This window comes from Acidovorax facilis (assembly GCF_023913775.1).
In the GTDB taxonomy this organism is placed as follows: Bacteria; Pseudomonadota; Gammaproteobacteria; order Burkholderiales; family Burkholderiaceae_C; genus Acidovorax; species Acidovorax facilis.
This window is the reverse complement of sequence record NZ_JAMXAX010000125.1, coordinates 1-17724: the sequence shown is the minus strand read 5'-3', so window position 1 is coordinate 17724 and position 17724 is coordinate 1. Positions and strand designations below refer to the sequence as shown.

General features: G+C 61.8%; 17 protein-coding genes and 1 pseudogene. 7 read left to right on the top strand and 11 right to left on the bottom strand.

Going from position 1 to position 17724, the window contains the following annotated elements; all coding sequences use genetic code 11:
• The 6 genes from NFX52_RS24355 to NFX52_RS24330 all read left to right on the top strand — a co-directional run.
• Positions 1–314, top strand: a 314-nt coding sequence (locus tag NFX52_RS24355; RefSeq protein ID WP_289781626.1) for a helix-turn-helix domain-containing protein, incomplete at its 5' end; no start/stop codon positions are given.
• Positions 298–927, top strand: coding sequence for a 1,6-anhydro-N-acetylmuramyl-L-alanine amidase AmpD (gene ampD / locus NFX52_RS24350; RefSeq protein WP_055395027.1), 630 nt, complete (start codon positions 298–300; stop codon positions 925–927). The genes NFX52_RS24355 and ampD, both read left to right, overlap by 17 nt.
• Positions 928–1296: 369 nt before the next feature.
• A complete protein-coding gene (locus tag NFX52_RS24345; RefSeq protein WP_252635855.1) occupies positions 1297–4236 on the top strand; it encodes a ribonucleoside-diphosphate reductase subunit alpha in 2940 nt (979 codons plus the stop codon).
• A 135-nt stretch (positions 4237–4371) separates the two neighbouring features.
• On the top strand, positions 4372–5568 hold the full coding sequence (locus tag NFX52_RS24340; protein ID WP_055395030.1) for a ribonucleotide-diphosphate reductase subunit beta: 1197 nt from the start codon (positions 4372–4374) through the stop codon (positions 5566–5568).
• A gap of 22 nt (positions 5569–5590) precedes the next feature.
• A complete protein-coding gene (locus NFX52_RS24335) occupies positions 5591–5755 on the top strand; it encodes a hypothetical protein (protein ID WP_158603296.1) in 165 nt (54 codons plus the stop codon).
• Positions 5755–6342: a hypothetical protein gene (locus NFX52_RS24330; RefSeq protein WP_055395059.1), complete on the top strand. Its 588-nt coding sequence runs from the start codon at positions 5755–5757 to the stop codon at positions 6340–6342. Before NFX52_RS24335 ends, NFX52_RS24330 begins: the two co-directional genes overlap by 1 nt.
• Before the next feature lie 137 nt (positions 6343–6479).
• Here the strand turns inward: NFX52_RS24330 and NFX52_RS24325 are convergent, their stop codons facing one another.
• The 8 genes and pseudogenes from NFX52_RS24325 to NFX52_RS24290 all read right to left on the bottom strand — a co-directional run bounded on the left by NFX52_RS24325 (position 6480) and on the right by NFX52_RS24290 (position 13204).
• A complete protein-coding gene (locus NFX52_RS24325; RefSeq protein WP_252635854.1) occupies positions 6480–7376 on the bottom strand; it encodes a carbohydrate kinase family protein in 897 nt (298 codons plus the stop codon).
• A gap of 25 nt (positions 7377–7401) precedes the next feature.
• Entirely contained in the window at positions 7402–8175 is a 774-nt protein-coding gene (locus NFX52_RS24320) for a DUF3426 domain-containing protein (protein WP_055395034.1), read from the bottom strand.
• Between the two features lie 702 nt (positions 8176–8877).
• A pseudogene (locus NFX52_RS31330) lies at positions 8878–8943 on the bottom strand (MJ0042-type zinc finger domain-containing protein); the annotation flags it as partial.
• 56 nt (positions 8944–8999) lie between these two features.
• Positions 9000–9902 carry a 50S ribosomal protein L11 methyltransferase gene (gene prmA / locus NFX52_RS24310; RefSeq protein WP_055395036.1) on the bottom strand — a complete coding sequence of 301 codons (903 nt, stop codon included), beginning with the start codon at positions 9900–9902 and terminating at the stop codon, positions 9000–9002.
• A 76-nt stretch (positions 9903–9978) separates the two neighbouring features.
• Positions 9979–11328, bottom strand: coding sequence for an acetyl-CoA carboxylase biotin carboxylase subunit (gene accC, locus NFX52_RS24305; RefSeq protein ID WP_055395037.1), 1350 nt, complete (start codon positions 11326–11328; stop codon positions 9979–9981).
• Between the two features lie 7 nt (positions 11329–11335).
• Entirely contained in the window at positions 11336–11791 is a 456-nt protein-coding gene (gene accB / locus NFX52_RS24300) for an acetyl-CoA carboxylase biotin carboxyl carrier protein (protein WP_055395039.1), read from the bottom strand.
• 235 nt (positions 11792–12026) lie between these two features.
• Positions 12027–12608, bottom strand: coding sequence for a TlpA family protein disulfide reductase (locus NFX52_RS24295; RefSeq protein WP_055395041.1), 582 nt, complete (start codon positions 12606–12608; stop codon positions 12027–12029).
• On the bottom strand, positions 12605–13204 hold the full coding sequence (locus NFX52_RS24290; protein WP_055395043.1) for a hypothetical protein: 600 nt from the start codon (positions 13202–13204) through the stop codon (positions 12605–12607). The genes NFX52_RS24295 and NFX52_RS24290 overlap by 4 nt, the downstream gene beginning before the upstream one ends.
• Positions 13205–13378: 174 nt before the next feature.
• Here NFX52_RS24290 and mpl point away from each other — a divergent pair, with 174 nt between their 5' ends.
• Positions 13379–14803 carry a UDP-N-acetylmuramate:L-alanyl-gamma-D-glutamyl-meso-diaminopimelate ligase gene (gene mpl / locus NFX52_RS24285; RefSeq protein WP_055395045.1) on the top strand — a complete coding sequence of 475 codons (1425 nt, stop codon included), beginning with the start codon at positions 13379–13381 and terminating at the stop codon, positions 14801–14803.
• A 48-nt stretch (positions 14804–14851) separates the two neighbouring features.
• Here mpl and NFX52_RS24280 read toward each other — a convergent pair whose 3' ends face one another.
• The 3 genes from NFX52_RS24280 to NFX52_RS24270 form a co-directional block, all read right to left on the bottom strand.
• A complete protein-coding gene (locus tag NFX52_RS24280) occupies positions 14852–15163 on the bottom strand; it encodes a hypothetical protein (protein ID WP_055395047.1) in 312 nt (103 codons plus the stop codon).
• Between the two features lie 105 nt (positions 15164–15268).
• The gene (locus NFX52_RS24275) at positions 15269–16390 is read right to left on the bottom strand and encodes a 3-deoxy-7-phosphoheptulonate synthase (protein ID WP_207401999.1); all 1122 of its coding nucleotides are present in this window, start codon (positions 16388–16390) and stop codon (positions 15269–15271) included.
• Between the two features lie 299 nt (positions 16391–16689).
• Complete coding sequence (locus NFX52_RS24270) at positions 16690–17229, bottom strand: hypothetical protein (RefSeq protein ID WP_055395051.1); 540 nt, start codon at positions 17227–17229, stop codon at positions 16690–16692.
• Between the last annotated feature and the right edge of the window lie 495 nt (positions 17230–17724).

The window sequence follows — 17724 nt, the reverse complement described above, 5'->3', positions numbered from 1 at the left end:
GCACCCCCACCCCATTGGGGGCGCGGACGCTACCAGCCCCCACCCTCCCCAACCACACCGAGGCGCAGCCTGCCTACCAACCACCACAGTCTGCCGCCAGCACAGGCTGCTCGGTCCCTCTGCCCAATGACCTTCAGGCCTGGCTCGACCAGCAGGAGCGGGAAATTCTGATACGAGCCTTGCGCGAAGCGGGTTTCAACAGAACCGCCACCGCAGCCCGGCTGGGCATCAGCCTGCGCCAGATACGCTACCGCATCGCCCGGCTGAACATCGCCGTCCCCAATGACCAGGACCCGCATGACGAGATCGGCTGACGCGGCACCAGGCAGATCAACGCCTTGGGACGGCGGATGGCACCGTGCAGCAACCAGGCTGGAATCCCCCAACCATGGCGTGCGCCCTGCCCCGGCAAGTTCCTCCATCGACCTGATCGTGGTGCATTCCATCAGTTTGCCGCCAGGCAAATATGGCGGGAATGCGGTGCAACAGCTATTCACCAACTCGCTGGACTGGGACGCACACCCCTACTACCAGAGCATCCGTGGTTTGGCCGTTTCGTCGCATTTCTTCATTGACCGCACCGGCGCCCTTTGGCAGTTTGTGGACTGTGATCTTCGGGCCTGGCATGCTGGCCAGTCGGCCTACCGTGGCCGCAGCCAGTGCAACGATGACTCGATTGGCATTGAACTGGAAGGCCTTGAAGGGCTTGCGTTCGAACCCGCGCAGTACCAGACACTGACAACGCTCTGTCAGGACATCGAACAGCGCTACCCCATTGAACACATCGCAGGGCATGAGCACATCGCGCCCGGGCGCAAGCAGGACCCAGGCTCCGGCTTCGATTGGGCGCAGGTACAAAAAGCACTGAACTGGCCCGTGCAACGTTTTCCGGCAGCCACCTGGCCTGACATTCAAGCCGCCCGCTGAGGGCGCTGTGGCAGCGCCACATTCAGCGACTTTTTTCTATGTGCATTTGCACATCGTCGCGTCCCCAGACACCACGCGGCCTCGCGCAGAAAATCTGCTCGAAACGCTTGTCTTTGCGAGGTTTTCGTCCTGCTTTTCCGCAGGGGCAACGGGTTCCGGCGGGGTCAGCAGAAGGCCCTGCGGCGCCGCTGACATGCTGTTTCGTTTTTCTGAGGGCAATACGACGGTACACTGCCGGTAGTGTCTTGAATGCATGTGACACACCATATATAGTGTGCGCCAGACAGTAGTCCGCCGCACCACTCACACGCTGCGACGGCATCCAGGCCGCGCACCACCCCCCAGACAGCCCACAGAAGAGGACCCCCCATGCAAGCTGCTTTGAACACGCCTTCCACGCCCCATGCCACCTCCCCCGAGGCCCCAAACACCCAGTCCGCACCAGCAGCGGCGGGTAACTCGCTGGCGCACTATCAGATCATTCGCCGCAACGGAGCTGTCGTGCCCTTTGAGCCGCAAAAAATTGCGGTGGCGATGATGAAGGCATTTCTGGCAGTGCACGGCACGCAGGGCGCCGCCTCCGCCAGCGTGCGCGAGGTGGTGGACACGCTCACCCAGAATGTGGTCCGCGCCCTCATGCGCTCGCGTCCCGGTGGCGGCACCTTCCATATTGAAGACGTGCAGGATCAGGTCGAACTGGGACTGATGCGCGGCGAACACCACGAAGTCGCCCGGGCCTATGTTCTGTACCGCGAGCGCCGCACGCAAGAGCGTGCCCACCACCAGGAACAGCTCGCGCCCGCAACCCCCATGTTGAACGTGATCGACAACGGCCAACGCGTGCAGCTGGACATCCTGCGCCTGCACGGGCTCATCGAGTCGGCCTGCGCCAACCTCGGCGCCGACATCCAGGCCGCGCCCATCGTCGCCGAGACCATGCGCAACCTGTATGACGGCGTTCCCATGGACGAGGTCTACAAGGCGTCCATCCTCGCTGCCCGCACCCTGATCGAAAAAGACCCCGACTACACCTATGCCACGGCGCGCCTGCTGCTGCACACCATCGTGCGCGAAGTGCTGGGACGCGAGGTCGCCCAGAGCGACATGGGCCAGGCCTACAGGGACTATTTCCCCGCCTTCATCCAGAAGGGGGTGGACAACGAGCTGTTGGACGAGCGCCTGCTCAAGCAATACGACCTGAACCGCCTGGGCGCCGCGCTCAAGGCCGAGCGCGACCTGCAGTTCGACTACCTCGGCCTGCAGACCCTGTATGACCGCTACTTCCTGCACGTCAAGAAAACCCGCATCGAACTGCCCCAGGCGTTCTTCATGCGCGTGGCCATGGGCCTGGCACTCAATGAAACCGACCGCGAGGCCCGCGCCATCGAGTTCTACGAAGTGCTGTCGTCCTTCGACTTCATGTCGTCCACCCCCACGCTGTTCAACAGCGGCACCCTGCGCTCGCAGCTGTCCAGCTGCTACCTGACTACGGTGCCCGACGACCTGGATGGCATTTACGAATCGATCAAGGAAAACGCCCTGCTGTCCAAGTTTGCTGGCGGCCTGGGCAATGACTGGACCCGCGTGCGCGCCCTGGGCTCCCACATCAAGGGCACGAACGGCGAATCGCAAGGCGTGGTGCCCTTCCTCAAGGTGGTCAACGACACCGCTGTGGCGGTGAACCAGGGCGGCAAGCGCAAGGGCGCCGTCTGCACCTACCTGGAAACCTGGCACCTGGATATCGAAGAATTCCTGGAGCTGCGCAAGAACACCGGCGACGACCGCCGCCGCACGCACGACATGAACACGGCCAACTGGATCCCTGACCTGTTCATGCGCCGCGTGATGGAAAAGGGCACCTGGACATTGTTCTCGCCCTCCAACGTGCCCGACCTGCACGATCTGTTCGGCGCCGACTTCGAGAAGGCCTATGTGGCCTACGAAGAGAAGGCCGCGCGCGGCGAGATCAAACCCGCCAAGACGGTGCAGGCCACCGACATGTGGCGCAAGATGCTGACCATGCTGTTCGAGACTGGCCATCCTTGGATCACCTTCAAGGATGCCTGCAACGTGCGTTCACCCCAGCAGCACGCTGGTGTGGTGCACTCGTCCAACCTGTGCACTGAGATCACACTCAACACCAGCGACACCGAAACCGCCGTCTGCAATCTCGGTTCGGTCAACCTGCTGCAGCACATCAAGGACGGCCAGATCGACCACGAGAAGCTCAAGAAGACCATCACGGTTGCCATGCGCATGCTCGACAACGTGATCGACATCAACTATTACGCCGTCAAGAAGGCCCGCGACTCCAATCTGCGCCACCGCCCCGTGGGCCTGGGCGTCATGGCGTTCCAAGACAGCCTGTACGAACTGCGCATTCCCTACGCCTCGCAGGCGGCCGTGGAATTCGCCGACAAGTCGATGGAGGCCATCTGCTACTACGCCTACTGGGCCTCCACCGAATTGGCCCGGGAACGCGGCCAGTACTCCAGCTACAAGGGCTCGCTGTGGGATCGCGGCATCCTGCCTTTCGACACGCTGGACATGCTCTCGCAGGCCCGTGGCGGATATGTGGAAGTGGATCGCTCGTCCACCCTGGACTGGGATGCCCTGCGCAAGAAAATTGCACAGGACGGCATGCGCAACTCCAACTGCGTCGCCATTGCCCCCACGGCCACCATCTCCAACATCATCGGCGTTGATGCCTCGATCGAGCCTTCGTTCGGCAACCTGTCGGTCAAGTCCAACCTGTCGGGTGAATTCACGGTCATCAACGGTGGGCTGGTGCGCGACCTCAAGCGCCTGGGCCTGTGGGATGACGTGATGATCATGGACCTCAAGCACTTCAAGGGTTCGCTGCACCCCATCGACCGGGTGCCACAGGACATCAAGGCGCTGTACTCCACAGCGTTTGAAGTCGAGCCGCAGTGGCTGGTGGAAGCCGCATCGCGTCGCCAGAAATGGATTGATCAGGCGCAGAGCCTGAACATCTACATGGCCGGCGCATCAGGCAAGAAGCTCGACGACACCTACAAGCTGGCCTGGATCCGTGGCCTCAAGACCACGTATTACCTGCGCACACAAAGCGCCACACACGTCGAGATGAGCACCGTGAATACACGCCAGCTCAATGCCGTTTCGTCGGGCAATGACAGTGGCGCATCGGCAGCGTCGGTGCCCGTTGCAGCGAAACCCAGCGCACTCGATGCGGCAGCCGCTGAAGCCACCCATCAAGCATCAGCAGTGCCTGCTACGGACGTCAAGTTCTGCGCTATCGATGATCCCGGCTGCGAAGCCTGCCAATAAGAACTTCGCACGCGACACCTTGGGCTCTTCCGAGGTGTCGCGCATGTGCTGTGAAGCAACAAATCCTTGCTGCACAACGCTTCAGTGCTTTTCTTTTCGCAGCACTGCTTTCATAATCCGAACACTGGAAAATCTATGTTGACCTGGGACGAAGAAGTCAAGCCCTCATCGCAAAATCAACTGGACGGTGGACTGAACCAAAGCCACCCGGCGGGACAGCCGCCTTTGCCTTTCCAAACCCCCTCACTGCAGGAAGTGCACGCACCGGTGACTGCCTCTGCAGCACCGCACGCAACACCTGCCGCAGCCACGCAACGCCGCGTGAATGCTGCCGACAAACGCATCATCAACGGGCAGACGGATGTCAATCAGCTGGTCCCGTTCAAATACAAGTGGGCTTGGGAGAAATACCTGGCCACCTGCGCCAACCATTGGATGCCTCAGGAAGTGAACATGACGCGCGACATCGCGTTGTGGAAGGACCCCAATGGCCTGACCGATGACGAACGCCGCATCATCAAGCGCAACCTGGGCTTCTTTGTCACGGCCGACTCGCTGGCTGCCAACAACATCGTGCTGGGCACCTATCGCCACATCACGGCGCCAGAGTGCCGCCAGTTCCTGCTGCGCCAGGCCTTTGAAGAAGCTATCCACACGCACGCCTATCAGTACATCGTGGAATCGCTGGGTCTGGATGAGAGCGAGATTTTCAACGCGTACAACGAAGTCCAGTCCATCCGCGACAAAGACCAGTTCCTGATCCCCTTCATCGAGGCGATCATGGATCCGAACTTCCACACTGGCACGCCCGAAACCGACCAGACGCTCCTCAAGTCGCTGATCGTGTTTGCCTGTCTGATGGAAGGCCTGTTCTTCTACGTCGGCTTCACACAGATCCTTGCACTGGGCCGCCAGAACAAGATGACCGGCGCCGCCGAGCAGTACCAGTACATCTTGCGCGACGAGTCGATGCACTGCAACTTTGGCATTGACCTGATCAACCAGCTCAAGCTGGAAAATCCCCATCTGTGGACCGCTGAATTCAAGGCCGAGATCAAGGCGCTGTTCCTCAAGGCGGTTGAACTCGAATACCGCTACGCGGAAGACACCATGCCGCGCGGCGTGCTGGGCATGAATGCATCGATGTTCAAGGGATACCTGCGTTACATCGCCAACCGCCGTGCCACACAAATCGGGCTGGAGACGCTGTTTCCCAATGAAGAAAACCCGTTCCCGTGGATGAGCGAGATGATTGACCTCAAGAAGGAACGCAACTTCTTCGAGACCCGGGTTATTGAATACCAGTCCGGTGGTGCGCTGTCCTGGGACTAGCGCCTTTTCGCAACACACCACCATGGATTTTTACACCACGCCCACCACCACAAGCAGCGCTGCAGTGCGTTGCGGTGCAGGGCGTTCCCGTGTTCATGGCGATGGGGATTTCTCCATCGCCATGGATCGCTTCGTGTCCACTGCAGACAGGAAGTGCTCTTTGCAAATTGACCCAAGGAGAACATGATGGCAACTGCGAAAAAACCAGCCGCTAAGAAGGCGACCCCAGCGAAAAAAGCTGCACCTGCAAAACCAGTAGCAGCGAAGAAGGCTGCACCTGCCAAGAAGGCAGCAGCACCGGCAAAGAAAGCCGCTCCCGCCAAGAAGGCAGTAGCAGCGAAGAAGGCTGCACCTGCCAAGAAGGCAGCAGCACCGGCAAAGAAAGCCGCTCCCGCCAAAAAGGCAGTAGCAGCGAAGAAGGCCGCACCCGCCAAGAAGGCAGCAGCACCGGCAAAGAAAGCCGCTCCCGCCAAGAAGGCAGTAGCAGCGAAGAAGGCCGCACCTGCCAAGAAGGCAGCAGCACCGGCAAAGAAAGCCGCTCCCGCCAAGAAGGCAGTAGCAGCGAAGAAGCCTGCCGCCCCAGCCAAGAAGGCGGCTCCCGCCAAGAAGGCAACGGCTGCCAAGAAGGCCGCTCCCGCCAAGGCTCCTGCAAAAAAAGCTGCACCGGCCAAGAAGGCCCCCAAGGCGCCTGCCCCTGCGGCAGCAGCTCCAGCGGCACAGACCACCCTGAATCCTCAGGCAGCCTGGCCCTTCCCTACGGGCAACAAGCCTTAATCCTGGCGTATCACACGCTCAACCCGGTGCCTGCGCACCGGGTTTTTTTATGCCTGTTCGTGTTGCACACCACACGCCGTGCAACACAAGAAGCCGGCAGCAATGGCGCCCCGTGACTTCATGGAAAGCTGGCCCAATTACGCGGGGATGAAGTCCAGTGTGTAGTTTTGCGGGCCCCGCTGTGCAATCTTGAGGACTCCTATCCGGTTGCCCAGCTCGGCGCAACGCACCAGCGGCCAACCCTTTTCCAGGCCGAACAACAACGCGCCCCGCCAAGCATCACCACACCCCGTAGGATCCACCACTTGGGCAGGCACCACGGCGGGTACATGGGTTTTCTGACCATCCACCCAGACCTCGCAACCCTCCGCACCCAGCGTCACCACAAGCCCCTTTACCTTGTTCGAAATCTCTGCAAGCGTCCAGCCCGTGCGGTCGCAAAGCATTTTCCCCTCGTAGTCATTGACCGTCACCCAGGAAGCCTGGTCCACGAACCGCGCCAGCTCTTCGCCATTGAACATGGGCAAGCCCTGGCCCGGGTCAAATACAAAAGGAATACCGGCCGCCACAAACTGGGCCGCGTGTTCAAGCATGGCGTCACGACCATCCGGCGCGATGATCCCCACGCTCACCCCTACATCTGCCTCGATGCGGTTCACATGTGCCTGCATCATCGCCCCAGGGTGGAAGGCGGTGATCTGGTTGTTGTCACGGTCCGTCATGATCATGGCTTGTGCGGTGTAGGTGTCCTGGACCTGCCCCACATGGCGCGCACTGATACCCAGCAATTCCAGGCGCTGCAGATAGTCTGCGCCATCGCTGCCTAGCATGGCCATTGGCAATGGCTCACCGCCCAGCAACTTGAGGCTATACGCAATGTTGCCCGCACAACCACCAAAGTCGCGCCGCAACGAAGGCACCAGGAAAGAGACGTTCAGGATGTGCAGCTGGTCGGGCAGTATCTGCTCGGCAAAACGGCCCTCGAAGGTCATGATGGTGTCGAACGCCAGAGAACCACAAATGAGGGCAGCCATATCAAAGAAGTAGGTTGGTAAAAAATCAGGGATAAAACGCCAGCAACCGATAGCCAGCAACACGCGCTCCGCCGGTGGTCACAATCACTGACACGGACGCACTCCACTCGCCCCCTGCAGACAACTCCATGGGAGCCCCCATGTCAGTGGGCAAAAGCACACGCCGCAGCACTGGCTGGTCCTGCGCATCGGTCAACGTCAACTCGACGGCGGGCATGGCCAGAGGTATCGAGGCCTTGCTCTTCATGGTCAGCGCGAGTTGATAGCTATCACCTCGGGCCTTGTTGAATGAAGAGCTGTCGATGACCACATCCGCAATCTGGCGCGGCGGCGCGATCTCGCAGTGCAAGGGAGCGCACAACGCCATCAACCATGGCCTGGCACGCGCATCCATCGCGGCAAGGCGGTCACGCTCCTGAACAGCGACCTGCAGCGCAAGCACCGCCACAGACATCAAAAGCAGCACTCCAAGCACCGTGCGCACCATCGGCCTGCGCCAGAACGCCTTGCGCCGGGCAGCGACTACAAAGCTGACTTCCTGTCCGGCCTCTGGGTCATCGTCCTCGTCAACGGCATCCGACGCCTTTCGGACCGAGGATCGCTTGCGAGTCGATGCCTGCAACACGGCTGCGGGCGAATGGTCTTCCACCAGCGCAAGTGCCTCTGGCGCGATTTCCGGCGTCACAGGCTGCGCAAAACCCACCGGCGGCACGGGCTGCTCTTCAGCCCGCTCTTCCGACTCCGCATCTTCCACCGGCAACGCCGTCTTGGTAGGCAAATCCAGTGCCGGATATCCCATCGGGGTCAACGCCGCGGGTGCAGCTGGATCAGAAACCACCTCTTCGCCGCCTCGAAGAGCAGCAGCAGGTAACTCATACCCTGCAGGGAGTGATGTTCCATCGCCTGCACCGGGCAACGCGGCTGACAACGAGGCCGGGGTATGCGCCCCCTTCGGCAAAGAGGATGGCCCATCAGCAGCCACCTCGGGAAAGGCCAAAGGAGGTAAGGCGACGGCATCGCTCCGCATCCCTGCACCATCCCCGCCCGTTGTTGGCACATTCCGCACGGAGTCCGGGCGCCAGGCAAATGGAGTGAGGGGGCCGATTCCCGCATCGGCACCAGGTGCCACCGCCCCGGCCGCCGCAGAGAGAAACGCGGGCACCGCAGGCTGAGGAACCTCCAGAACCGGAGCCACCACCTGGGCCTGTGCATCTGGCAACCCTGCCATCCCTTCGGAAGCACCTGTGGGGAACAGCGAAAACGCTGGTTTTTCGGAGGCTGGCGACAGCGCCCCCGCAGATGGGCCAACCGGTGGTGGCGTAGAAGGCGGCTCACCCCATGACCGCCCCGCCTCTGCCTTGCGCGCCACCGGCATGGATGGCGGACGTATGTCGGTCAACGAGACATCGGGCAACAACGCGGGTGGAGCCGCTGGAAGCAGGTGCGCCGAAGCATCAAACACCTCTTTGCATTGACCACAACGCACCCACCCTTGCGAGATGCGCAATTGGTCCGCCACCACCTTGAACGAGGTAGAGCAGGACGGGCAGCGAGTGATCTGGCTCATCAGCGATGGATTGTAGAGGCGCGTGCGACCCCGGCGAAGCGGGCTTCGGCCCTGTCTTAGCGACGGGCGGTCATCAAGATCCAGCCATCTTCTGTATCCGCCACATCGAGCTGAAGCCAGGGAGCATATGCCTCTTTCAACTCCTCAGCCTGGCGTTCCAAAATGCCTGCCAGCACCAGATTCCCGCCAGGCGCGACGTGGCTGCACAAGAGGGGCGCCAGCACGCGCAAGGGGGTGGCAAGAATGTTTGCCAGCACCGTCTGGTATTCACCCCGTGCCTTGTCGGGCAGACCCGCGTGGAGCCGCACGTCATTGGCCTGTGCATTCAGCGCGGTGGACTCGACCGCCGCAGGATCAATATCGACCGCATCGATGTCCGTGGCACCAAACTTGGCCGCACCAATGGCGAGGATGCCAGAGCCACAGCCATAGTCCAGGACCCGGCCCAGCGGATTACCCATGGACGACTCGGAGGCACCGTTACGGGCAATCCAGCGCAGACACATGCGCGTCGTGGGGTGGGTGCCGGTGCCAAACGCCAGGCCCGGATCCAGCCGGATGCTGCGCTTTGCCTCGGCCGGGAGCTCGTGCCATGTAGGAACAATCCAAAAATCCGGTGTGATGTCCACGGGCGCAAATTGCGATTGCGTGAGCCGCACCCAGTCCTGCTCGGGCACGTGGGCAACCCCCAGCACCTGGCAGCCCGCAAAAAAGTCCTGCACCACCAGCAGTTGCTGGGCCTCCCGGGCTCCCACCTCCGAAGGAAAGAGCGCTACCACCCTGCTGCGCTGCCAGCCGTCCTTGGGCGGCGGCATGCCAGGCTCACCAAACAAGGCCTGCTCGGCGTCGGTCTGGGCATCAGCATCCTCCACCGAAACGCTCAGCGCATCCAGCGCATCCAGCGCATCGCTGACCGCCTCGATCCGATCCTCGGGACACATCAGACTCAGCTCAAACATAGAAGCCTCTCAGAAAAAGTGAAATGCTGGCACCCGTTGCCAGGAGCCAGCATGTGAATGACTGCGCAATACGATTTCAGCGCTTGTGCTGCGACAGCCACTCTTCCAGGTAATGGATGTTGGTGCCACCGGCCATGAACTTGGCGTCCACCATCAGCTCGCGGTGCAGCGGCACGTTGGTGTTGATGCCTTCGATCACCGTCTCGGACAGCGCCGTGCGCATGCGGGCCAGGGCCTGCTCGCGCGTGTCGCCGTGCACGATGATCTTGCCGATCATCGAGTCGTAGTTGGGCGGCACAAAGTAGTTGGTGTACGCATGCGAATCCACACGCACGCCGGGACCGCCTGGTGGATGCCACGTGGTGATACGCCCGGGCGACGGAATGAACTTGTAAGGGTCTTCCGCATTGATCCGGCACTCGATGGCATGGCCCCGGATCTCGATCTGGCGCTGGGTGAACGGCAGCTTCTCGCCCGCCGCGACCATGATCTGCGTCTTCACGATGTCCACGCCGGTGATCCACTCGGTGACGGGGTGTTCCACCTGCACACGAGTGTTCATCTCGATGAAGTAGAACTCGCCGTTTTCGTACAGGAACTCGAACGTGCCCGCACCACGGTAGCCGATCTTCTTGCACGCGGCCACGCAGCGCTCGCCGATCTTCTCGATCAGTTTGCGGGGGATGCCGGGGGCTGGAGCCTCTTCGATGACCTTCTGGTGGCGGCGTTGCATGGAACAGTCGCGCTCGCCCAAATACACCGCATTGCGGTGCTTGTCGGCCAGGATCTGGATTTCGATGTGGCGCGGGTTCTGGAGGAACTTCTCCATGTACACCGCAGGATTGCCAAACGCAGCGCCCGCTTCGGCCTTGGTCATCTGCACCGCATTGACCAAGGCAGCTTCGGTGTGCACCACGCGCATGCCACGGCCACCACCGCCGCCTGCGGCCTTAATGATCACCGGGTAGCCCACGGCCTTGGCGATGCGGCGGATCTGCACCGGATCGTCGGGCAACTCGCCCTCAGAGCCCGGCACGCAAGGCACGCCTGCGCGGATCATGGCCTGCTTGGCGGACACCTTGTCGCCCATGATGCGGATCGACTCGGGGGTGGGGCCGATGAACTGGAAGCCACTCTTTTCCACGCGCTCGGCGAAATCTGCGTTCTCAGACAGGAAGCCATAGCCGGGGTGAATGGCCTCGGCGTCGGTCACCTCGGCGGCCGAGATGATGGCTGGCATGTTCAGGTAGGACAACGGCGAGGGCGCTGGGCCGATGCACACCGCTTCTTCGGCGAGCTTGACGTATTTGGCGTCGCGGTCGGCCTCGGAGTAGACCATCACGGCCTTGACACCCAACTCATGGCAGGCGCGCTGAATGCGAAGGGCGATCTCCCCTCTGTTTGCGACCAGGATTTTCTTGAACATGCGCGCCTTATTCGATGACGAACAAAGGTTGGCCGTATTCCACGGCCTGACCGTTTTCACCCAGGATGCGGGTGACGGTGCCAGACTTGTCAGCCTCGATTTCGTTGAGGATCTTCATCGCTTCGATGATGCAGATGGTTTCGCCTTCCTTGACCTGGCTGCCGACTTCGACAAAAGCCTTGGCGCCAGGGCTGGACGAACGGTAGAACGTGCCCACCATGGGTGACTTGACGATGTGGCCAGAAGGGACTGCAGGTGCCGAGGGCGCAGGCAGCTCGGCGACTTGGGCCGCGGCAGATGCAGGGGGCGCAGGTGCTTGCATCGGAGCGGGGACGTACTGCTGAACGACACCACCCACGCTCTTGACGATGCGGACTTTGCCCTCGGCTTCCGTGATTTCGAGTTCAGATACGTTCGACTCGGACACGAGATCGATGAGGGTTTTGAGTTTTCGCAGATCCATGGGAGCTCCAACGGCTATAAAACTAATAGGACTCGCGCCAATCGGGACGCAGCAGCCGCCTCGCGTTGGGCGAGCCGCCTGCCTGAGCCCTGCTTTGCGCAAGTCATGACTGAATAGGGCGCGAATTTACTCCAATTTCAGCCTATCTCCGTCTTCCACAGGTATTTTTGATGAACTACATCATGTCGATACTCAGCCGGGGCCTACAAAAATGCCGAACAGAAGGCTTGGTCGATCAGCGCAGAGGCGCCCACAGCTGGAGGTCTTGCGGGGTGATTTGCCCCATTTTACGGTGCAGGACACGTCCATTGCCCCCGAGCACCACGGTAAACGGCAGGGCACCGGTAAGGTTGCCCAGTGATCGCCCCAGGTCGGTACCGCCCAGTCCGGCAAGGCCCACGGGGAACTCCAGCGGAATACGCTGCAGAAACTTGCGCACGGCAGAGGGCTGGTCGATGGCCAATCCCAGAACTTGCCATCCGTTCGGCGCCTGTTGGCGATAGAAAGCATTGAGCATGGGCAGCTCTTCCACACAGGGCGGGCACCAGGTGGCCCAGAAGTTCAGCAGCAGCGGCTTGCCAGCCAGAGACTTCAGCGCCACCACGCCCCCTTCAGGCTTTTCAAACTCCATCGCCCAGAGCGCTTCTTCCACCCCATGCTCCATGGCATGGGGCTGGAACTTCCACCATGCCAGGCCGGCACCACCCAACGCTGCAGCGCCTGCCACCCCGGCGTACAGCAGTCGCCTACGTGCGGCCGACGGTTGCGCATCGCTGGTGGCGGGGATGGACTCAGGGCGATCGGAAGGGCTTGTCATGGGGCAGGGGTTTCCTGGAGCAGGCGCCGAACGGCGGTCATGTCACCGCGCGGCACACGCCCTTGGGCATCCGGGCGCAATGCGCCGCGCAGGTCATCGAGGTCATAGATCATCAAGTGCACCCCGATCATCTCATTGAGTTCGGGCGACTTGCTGCCCAGGCTCAGCGCTTCGACCGACTCACCATGAAAACCGGTGACCGTGCGTGGCTCGTAGTCCACATGGTGATCGATGAGCGCTATTTCTGCAGATTTGGAGTCATCGCAGAACAACTGCAGGTAAATGTCGGACAGCCGCGTGGCTGTACCATGCCATACAGCCCCTGCCAGATGGGGACGGAAGGCCGCCATGCGCTCCATCCACACGAGGGCCAGCTGGCGCAGCGCCCGCAGCTCGTACGGCTGCGTATCGGCACAAAAGAGTTGGATGTACTCCCGCACGGCGGCCTCGACCTGGTCGTTGCTCGGCAGGGGCGTGCGGGCAGGCAGGCCCATCTGGCGCAGCGCACGGCGCTTAGCCGGGCCCCATTCCAGGCCCTCTTCCACCACCAGCCGGGCCGTGGTGTGGGCGATTTCGTCGCTCAAAGGTGTGTGCATGGCGGTAGGGGATGGTGGTGGCAGGGAAAGAAACCGCATTGTGGCCCGAAGCACCTGCCTGGACTACGGGTTACCCCTAGATATGCCCAGGGTCACTATATTTTTCATAGCTTCTCGCGCTTATCCACCAAGCGCTGGAGGCTTGTTTTTTATTGAACCTTAGAATCTGCGCCCATGCATATACACATACTGGGCATCTGCGGCACGTTCATGGGCGGCCTGGCCGCGCTCGCGCGCGAGGCAGGCCACAAGGTGACGGGTTGCGACGCTGGCGTTTACCCGCCGATGAGCGACCAATTGCGGGCCCTGGGCATCGATCTGATCGAAGGTTTTGGCGCCGACCAACTGGCCCTGCAGCCCGACATGTTTGTCATCGGCAACGTGGTCAGCCGCGTCCGCCTGCCGGACGGTTCGCCCAAATTTCCGTTGATGGAAGCCATCCTGGACGCAGGCCTGCCCTACACCAGCGGCCCGCAGTGGCTGGCCGAGCATGTACTACAAGGCCGCCATGTGCTGGCGGTTGCTGGCACCCATGGCAAGACGACCACCACCTCAATGCTGGCCTGGATTCTGGAAAGCGCCGGTCAGCAGCCGGGTTTTCTGATTGGCGGAGTACCGCTGAATTTCGGCGTGTCCGCCCGCCTGGGGGCGCCCCGGCGACCATCACCCGGCAGTGTGCCGCAGGGGGATGCGCCGCTGTTCGTGATCGAGGCTGACGAATACGACACTGCCTTCTTCGACAAGCGCAGCAAGTTTGTGCACTACCGCCCCCGCACTGCCGTGCTGAACAACCTGGAGTTCGACCACGCAGACATCTTTGACAACTTGGCCGCCATCGAGCGGCAGTTTCACCACCTCGTGCGCACGGTGCCGCCGTCGGGCCGTGTGGTGGTCAACGGTCTCGAAGAAAGCCTCACCCGCGTACTGCACACGGGCTGCTGGAGCGAAGTGTCCAGCTTTGGTGAAGCCGTCAGCGACTTTTCCGCCGAAGGCGATCCCCAGGCATTCGACGTGCTGCACCAGGGGCGCAAGGCCGCCCGGGTGGAGTGGGCGCTGACTGGCGTGCACAACCAGCTCAACGCACTGGCGGCCATTGCCGCCGCTCACCATGTAGGCGTGAGCCCCGAGCAGTCCGCTACGGCACTGGCCACCTTTCAGAACGTGAAGCGGCGCATGGAACTGCGCGGCACCGTGAATGGCGTTGCGGTGTATGACGACTTTGCCCACCACCCCACCGCCCTGAGAACCACGCTGGACGGCCTGCGCCGCAGCCTGGGCCAGGGTGCGCGCATCCTGGCGGTGTTCGAGCCCCGCAGCAACACCATGAAACTGGGCGCCATGAAGGCCCAACTGCCGTGGGCGCTGGAGCCTGCCGACCTCGCGTTCTGCCACACGGCCGGGCTGGACTGGGACGCGGCGCAGGCCCTCGCCCCCCTGGGAGTGGGCCCAGGCCTGCGGGCGCAAACCGCTGCCGACATCAACACCCTGGTACAACAGGTCACAGCGGCAGCCCGCCCGGGGGACCACATCGTGTGCATGAGCAACGGCGGATTTGGCGGCATCCACGCCAAACTGCTGGAATCGCTACAAAATAAATAGCTGCCAACACTTACCAGGCAAGCGCCAGGGCCTGATTTTCTTCAAGTATCAGAACGATACCGCCATGCCCGGGACGTCCACGCGCACCACGGGCTTGGCGAGTGCCGCGCTGGCAGCGCGCGCAAAGTCACGGGACCATGCCGGGTCGGCCAGCAACGAAGCCCCCGCAGCGCGGGCCACTGTGAGCACCTTGTCCGCCAGCAGCACCTTGCCGCTGGCGCGCAGGGGTTCGCAATCGAGCGCGGTGAACTGATCATCCAGCCAGCGCCTGCCAGCCTCGTGGCCCATGGGCTCGGCGCCCTCCAGATCAAAACGGAATTCCTGGTTTCCGGCCAGACGGACCGACACTTCGCTGTGCATGATGGTTTGCCTTTCTATCTACTGAAACCGTGGCGGCGACTGCCGTGCTCCCTTGCACGGCCCGCCACGGGTTTCCAGTTTAGGGCCTTCGGCCGGCGGCGCAGATCACCGCGCGCGGCGCGCCTTCACGGCGTCAGACAGCTCAGCCAGCGCCGTCAACGAATCGTCCCAGCCCAAGCAGGCGTCCGTGATGCTCTTGCCATACTCCAGCGCGCCGGGCTGGTCCTTGCCCGGTGAGAACCTCTGGGCACCGGCGGTGAGGTGGCTCTCGATCATGAGGCCGAACACACTGCGCGAGCCACCGGCTAGCTGAGCGGCGATGTCGCGCGCCACGTCGAGCTGCTTTTCATGTTGCTTGCTGCTGTTGGCATGGCTGCAGTCCACCATCAGGGTGGCGGGCAGCTTGGCGGCTTCGAGGTCCTTGCAGGCAGCGGCCACGCTGGCAGCGTCGTAGTTGGGCGTCTTGCCGCCGCGCAGGATCACGTGGCAATCCTTGTTGCCCTTGGTGTTGACGATGGCCACCTGGCCGTTTTTATGCACCGACAGGAAGTGGTGGCCCCGGCTGGCCGACTGGATCGCGTCGGTGGCAATGCGGATGTTGCCATCCGTGCCGTTCTTGAAGCCGATGGGCGCCGAGATTCCGGAGGCCAGCTCGCGGTGCACCTGGCTTTCTGTGGTGCGGGCGCCAATGGCGCCCCAGCTGATGAGGTCGCCGATGTACTGGGGCGAAATCACGTCCAGGAACTCGCTGCCGGCGGGCATGCCAAGGCGGTTAATTTCGATCAGCAGCTGGCGCGCAATGCGCAGGCCTTCATCGATGCGGTAGCTTTCGTCGAGGTAAGGGTCGTTGATGAGGCCCTTCCAGCCCACCGTGGTGCGTGGCTTCTCAAAGTACACCCGCATCACGATTTCCAGGGTGTCGGCGTACTGCGTGCGCGCGGCCATGAGGCGGCGCGCGTACTCAACAGCGGCAGCCGGATCGTGGATGGAGCATGGGCCGATCACCACCAGCAGGCGGTCATCCTTGCCGGCCATGATGTTATGGATGTTCTTGCGGGTCTGGGTGATCAGCGTCTCGACCGGCGTTCCACGGATCGGGAAAAAGCGGATCAGATGCTCGGGAGGAGGCAACACGGTAATGTCCTTGATACGTTCGTCGTCGGTCTGGCTGGTTTTCTCGACGCTGCGGTACCAGGCATCGCTGGTCGGGGTGGTGGTGGCCGTCATGGTTGCTTCCTCGTGGAGTAAAAGTAGTTGGAGGGATGAAAAAACGGGAGGGCAGAAAAACAAAAACCGCCGGGCTTTGCAGCGTCGGCGGTTGGTATGGGAAGGTTGTGTTTGCTTGCGCGTTTTCCTCTCATCCGCCGGGGACCGAGATAAAAAACCAAAAATAAAACGCGCTGCGAACTTGCATGGCAGCCAATGTAGCACAGGAGTGCGGCAGTGCAGCACCCCCGGATTGTTGCGATTGCGCGACAGCAATGGTAATCCGGATGCCTACCAGGCCCCACTTCCAGCCCCCTGATTCAACGCCTCCAGCGACGAAACCAAGCGCTCGCACGCTGCAGGACTGACAGCTTGCGCGGCGGCGCCCGATCCTGCAGGTCACTGGGTGGATCGCTCTGGTGCTCATACATGTCGATGAGCAGCAGCGCCTCGCCCAGCGTGCGCCAGGCCAGTAGCTCGAACTGGTCGAAACTCGCACTTTCCTTCGGGCTGCGCCGCTCCAGCATCTGCTGCCAGTCCGCGATCGCATTGCGCAACTCCCTCAGCGCACGCTCATAGGCCCCGAACTCGTACAACGCGTGCCAGGCCGATCCCAGACCGGTCAGGAACAGCTGGTGCTCGCGGGCGCAATGCGACAAAGTCAACACACGCCGGGTGATGGCGGCGGTATCGGTGCTGGTGCGCCGGATGCGCACCGCCTCGTCGATCTGCGTTGAGAGCGCGCTCAAGCTATCGCGCAGTTGGCGAGATTCCTCATCGGCCACGCCCTCACGCAAAAAGCGGCTGATGTCGCCAAATGACTGAAGGGTCAGCAGCTGACTGGGGCGCGTCGCGGGCATGAATCAATTGTCCGCCATGCCGCCCGCCAACCGCCCATTTGTTTTTACACAGGAGCGCTTCGGCATACGCCGGCGCTGCCAGAGGCGTAGAAAAAAAAACCTGGGCAGGTTTTACATTGCAAAGCCTAGGCTCTGTCAGGTTTCCACAGTGCTGAGAGTGCCCGGCAATCTTGAGCTGCATATTGCTACACCAGAGGATCACTCGCCAAGCGCCGCAATGAATTGTCAATGGTGTTGCATATTCGTCTCTGAGAAGAGAACAGCCGCTCTCCAGCCGACCATCAGATTCCAAGTGGAGTTTTCAGGAGAGCACGTCTTGACAGACATCGCGCGGACAAGGTCCGCGCTAAGGCCTATCGATTGCCAGCGGGGCCTGTCCGAATTTCTGTGTGTGAGGCTCGTTGAGCCTTCACCGATTTCGTGAAGGCGGTGGGGGATCCTACGACACCGGTCTGGTGAATCGATCTTCGTAGAGGATTGCGAACTGGTTCATGG